Raw genomic sequence first — 4,633 nt, 5'->3', positions numbered from 1 at the left:
TTATTTTCATATATTTTTAAGAACCCATGCCAGTGATCTTCTAGTATTATTTTTATTTTACCTTTTTTCATATGTAAAAACCTCTAATTTATAATTAATAAATTTAACATATTTAAAGGCTGAATGCTAGATAACATCTAACTTTCAGCCATCGAAAATTTTATACTTTCCTGTACTTCAAAAAAGAGGCATATTGTCACATATGCCTCTTCTTCCTATAGATTTTCTATTTCCTTAAGCAATTCTTCAACAAGATCTTCTTCTTTAACTTTTCTTAGGATTTCTCCCTTTTTAAAGATTAATCCAACTCCATTGCCTCCAGCTATACCAATATCTGCTTCTCTAGCTTCTCCAGGTCCATTAACAACACAGCCCATCACAGCAACCTTTATGTTCTTATTACAGTTCTCTAAGCGTTTTTCCACTTCTTCTGCAATTTTAATAAGGTTTATTTGTGTTCTTCCACAGGTAGGACATGAAACAAACTGCATTCCTTGCTTTCTTAAACCTAGTGCAATAAGCATTTCCTTGGCAACCTTTATTTCTTCAATTGGATCACTGGTAAGTGACACTCTTATAGTGTCACCAATTCCTTCTGCTAATAAAGTACCTATACCTAATGTTGATTTAATAGTACCTCTGAAAACAGTTCCTGATTCAGTAACTCCTAAATGAAGAGGATAATTACATTTTTCACTCATAAGTCTATATGCTTTTATCATCATTGGAACATCAGAAGATTTTATTGATATTACAATATCGTAAAATCCTATTTCTTCAAGAATCTTAACATGATTCATGGCAGACTCAACTAATCCTTCTGCTGTTGGTTTTCCATCACGTTCTAAGATTTCTTTTTCTAAAGACCCTGAATTTACCCCAATTCTAATAGGTATATTTCTTTCCTTTGCTGCTTCTGCAACAATCTTCACTCTGTCAATACTTCCTATATTTCCTGGATTTAATCTTAAAGCTGATACACCATTTTCTATAGCCTTTAATGCTAATCTATAATCAAAATGGATATCTGCCACCACTGGCATTGGTGAGTATTTACAAATTTCTTTTAAAGCTTCAGCTGCTTCCATATCTGGTACTGCACATCTTATTATTTCACATCCTGCAATATGCAGTTCTCTTATTTGATTTAATGTTGCTTCAACATCTCTTGTATCTGTATTAGTCATAGATTGAATTGATACCTTGGCATCTCCACCAAGTAAAACTCCTCCAACCTTCACTTGTCTTGTCTTTTTTCTTTCCATTTTAATTTTCCTTTCCTAAAGCTGCACTGGGAAAATAATATCTTTTAGTGTAACTAAAACCATTAATCCCATAAGTATCATAAATCCTACATAATTTATAGCTCCAACAACTTTATCTGGTACTTTTCTTCTTGTTATTAATTCAATAAATAATATTATAGCCCATCCACCATCAAGTGCTGGGAATGGTAATAAATTAAATACTGCTAAATTAATGCTTATTACACCTAAGAAGTATGCCAGTGTCTGAATACCGCTTTTTGCTGCTTCTCCAGACATTCTTATAATTGTAACTGGTCCACCTACATCGGTTTTTAAATTTAACTTTCCAGTAACTAATAGTTGCAAACTTTTATAAGTTTGCTTTACCATGCTTATGGTATAGTTATAAGTGTATTTTAAACTTTCACCTATAGTTGGATTAGTTACTCTTTCGTAATAAAATCCCATTAAATATGATCCTCTAGCTTCATCAAGCTTAGGAGTTACATTTAAATCTAATTTCTTTCCATCTCTATTAACTACTAAATCTAGAGATTTTCCTTTACTTAATTGAACTTCTAAAAGAATGTCATCAGTTGTTCTAACATTTACTCCATTAATTTTTGTTATGATGTCTCCCTTTTGAAGACCTACTTCTTGTGCTGGAGAATTATCCATAACACTATCTACAACATTTTTAGAAAATCCAACATTACTAAAGTATAAAGCAAATATAAGTATGGCAAAAACCACATTCATAAATGCACCTGCAAGAATTACTGAAATTCTTCTAAGAGGTGACTTGCTGGAAAAACTTCTCTCATCTTCTACAGCTTCCTCTTCTCCCATCATTTTTACATATCCTCCAATAGGAAGAAGCCTTAATGAATATTGAGTTTCTTTTCCCTTATGTGAAAAAACTTCTGGTCCCATTCCTATTGAAAATTCTTCAACTTTAATTCCATTGGCTTTAGCCATAATAAAATGTCCTAGTTCATGAACTATTACAAGTAAGCTAAATCCTAAAATAGCCATTATAATATACAATTAATTCAACTCCTAACTCACTTTTTTTCTTAAATATTCTCTTACTTCTTTATCAACTGTTATAATGTTATCAATGGTAAGTTCCATATTGCTTTTTTCTTTAAACTTATCCATACACTCTTCAATTAAATCAGCAATATCTAAAAATTTAATTTTTTCTTCTAATAATAATGCAACAGCTTCTTCATTGGCACCATTTAAAATAGTAGGCATTAATCCACCAGTTTTTCCTGCTTTAAAAGCAAGCTTAAGACATTTAAATGTGTCCATATCAGGTTTTTCAAATGTAAGCTGTGCTATTTCATAAAAGCTTATTGGATTTGCTATTCTTCCTTCTCTTTTAGGGTAATTAAGCGCATATTGTATTGGTAATCTCATATCTGGTGAGCCAATTTGTGCTATGATACTTGCATCTTTATATTCAACCATAGAATGAATTATACTTTGTGGATGTACTACAACTTCAATATTATCATAACTACATTCAAATAGATAGTGTGCCTCAATAACTTCTAGACCTTTATTCATCAATGTTGCTGAATCTATACTTATTTTTTGCCCCATATTCCACTTTGGGTGTTTTAATGCTTGATGAACTGTAACATCCTTTAAATCATCTATATTCTTGCCTCTAAATGGTCCACCTGAAGCAGTTAATATTATCTTATGTATATCCTTATTACAGTATCCGCTTAAGCTTTGGAAGATAGCACTATGTTCTGAATCTACAGGCAGTATTTTAACTCCATTTTCTTTAGCCTTCTTCATTACTATTTCACCTGCTACTACAAGGGTTTCTTTATTAGCTAAAGCTATATCTTTTTTTGCTTCAATTGCTGCTATGGTTGGCTTTAGCCCTATCATACCTACTACAGATGTAACTACTGTGTCTATTTCATCTAGAGATGCTACTTTAATAAGCCCATCAATTCCACTATAAACATTTATACTCTTCTGATTATTAGTACAATATTCCTTAATTTCTTTATAAGCTTTTTTGTCCATCATTGCTACATATTTAGGTGAAAATTCTTCGATTATATCGATAATTTTATTTACAGATGAATTTGCACTTACTGCTACTAAATTTATTGTTCCTGATGATTTTCTTATTACATCTAATGTTTGTGTCCCAATAGAACCTGTAGCCCCTAAAATTGATATATTCTTCATATTTGCCTCCTATGTTTCTAACCATAAAGTATATCTTTCGCTACTAAGCAATATATTGGTCCTACTAAAATCCCTATAAAACCAAAAATTTCAGCACCAATATATATAGATAACATTATAGCTAACGGATGAATCTCTAATTTAGAGCTTAAAAATTTTAGTTCTAAAATCTCTCTTATAAGCTGAGAAAGAATATATAGAGATATCATTCCTATTACAATTAAATATTTTTTTACTACTATATTGTATATTATAATTGGTATAAAAACAATTATTGTTCCCACATATGGTAAAATATCTAATATTCCACATAGTATTCCTAAAAAAAATCCACTGGGAATATGTAAGATACTAAAACCAGTTATTATTATAGTAGTTGTTACGCATACTAGGATAAGTTCAATTTTTATTACCTGTCTTAAATTATTTTTCTTTTCTGAAATCTTAGAAAAAATATTGATTGGAACTACCTTCAATAGTAGTTCTCTTACATTTTCTCTATCCACCAACAAAAAATACACAGTAATATTTCCAATTATATATGCAAGAAGCCCTTCACCTGTTATGCTAGCACTAGCTGTTAATATATTACTTGTTATGTTCTTTAGAGCTCTTTGTAATATTTTTTCAATATCTATGCCAAAAAGCAACTTAATATTTTTTTCTAATATTATTAAGCCTTCAGCATGATTATTATATATCTTCTTTAATATATCTATAAATTCGTTGCCAAAGTAAAATGCAAAACAAAAAAACATTACATTTATCAACAATATACTTAATGCACCAGAAATTCGCTTTGAAATATTAAACTTTAGAAAAAAATCATAAAAAGACCTTCCTATAATCAGCATAATAATAATTATTATAAATGGCTTAAAATAATATTTAATACCTAATGTTATTACTGTAAAAATTGCAAATAGTTCTATAAGAAGAAGTATTTTATTATATTTTTCTATAGTTTTCATAACATTCTCCTTTAACATTTATATTAAAATTATATTATTTAGAAAGAACATTAATGATATTTTCCCATGTAAAAAAGGGGCTGTATCAAAATAATATTTGAAAAAAGGGAATTCGTATTTGAATTCCCTTTTTTGCATATAATATCGTTATGAAAAACTTCAAAAAGAATGTGATACCTATGCAACAAATAGGTT

Annotated in this window: 4 protein-coding genes; all 4 read right to left on the bottom strand. The window is 29.6% G+C overall.

What is annotated here, in order from left to right; genetic code table 11:
* Positions 1–215: 215 nt before the first annotated feature.
* From ispG to H8R92_RS12795, 4 genes are read right to left on the bottom strand one after another with little or no spacing between them, the layout of a single operon-like run.
* Positions 216–1,265, bottom strand: a complete 1,050-nt coding sequence (gene ispG, locus H8R92_RS12810; protein WP_186835658.1) for a flavodoxin-dependent (E)-4-hydroxy-3-methylbut-2-enyl-diphosphate synthase — start codon at positions 1,263–1,265, stop codon at positions 216–218.
* A gap of 15 nt (positions 1,266–1,280) precedes the next feature.
* Complete coding sequence (gene rseP, locus H8R92_RS12805; RefSeq protein WP_186835657.1) at positions 1,281–2,294, bottom strand: RIP metalloprotease RseP; 1,014 nt, start codon at positions 2,292–2,294, stop codon at positions 1,281–1,283.
* Positions 2,295–2,306: 12 nt separating this feature from the next.
* Positions 2,307–3,467, bottom strand: a complete 1,161-nt coding sequence (gene dxr, locus H8R92_RS12800; protein WP_022212339.1) for a 1-deoxy-D-xylulose-5-phosphate reductoisomerase — start codon at positions 3,465–3,467, stop codon at positions 2,307–2,309.
* Positions 3,468–3,484: 17 nt separating this feature from the next.
* Positions 3,485–4,438: an AI-2E family transporter gene (locus H8R92_RS12795; protein ID WP_186835656.1), complete on the bottom strand. Its 954-nt coding sequence runs from the start codon at positions 4,436–4,438 to the stop codon at positions 3,485–3,487.
* Between the last annotated feature and the right edge of the window lie 195 nt (positions 4,439–4,633).

Origin of the sequence: Clostridium lentum, from assembly GCF_014287815.1 — a bacterium.
Lineage (GTDB): Bacteria > Bacillota > Clostridia > Clostridiales > Clostridiaceae > Clostridium > Clostridium lentum.
The sequence above is the reverse complement of the archived record's forward strand: the minus strand, read 5'-3'. Positions and strand labels throughout refer to the sequence as shown.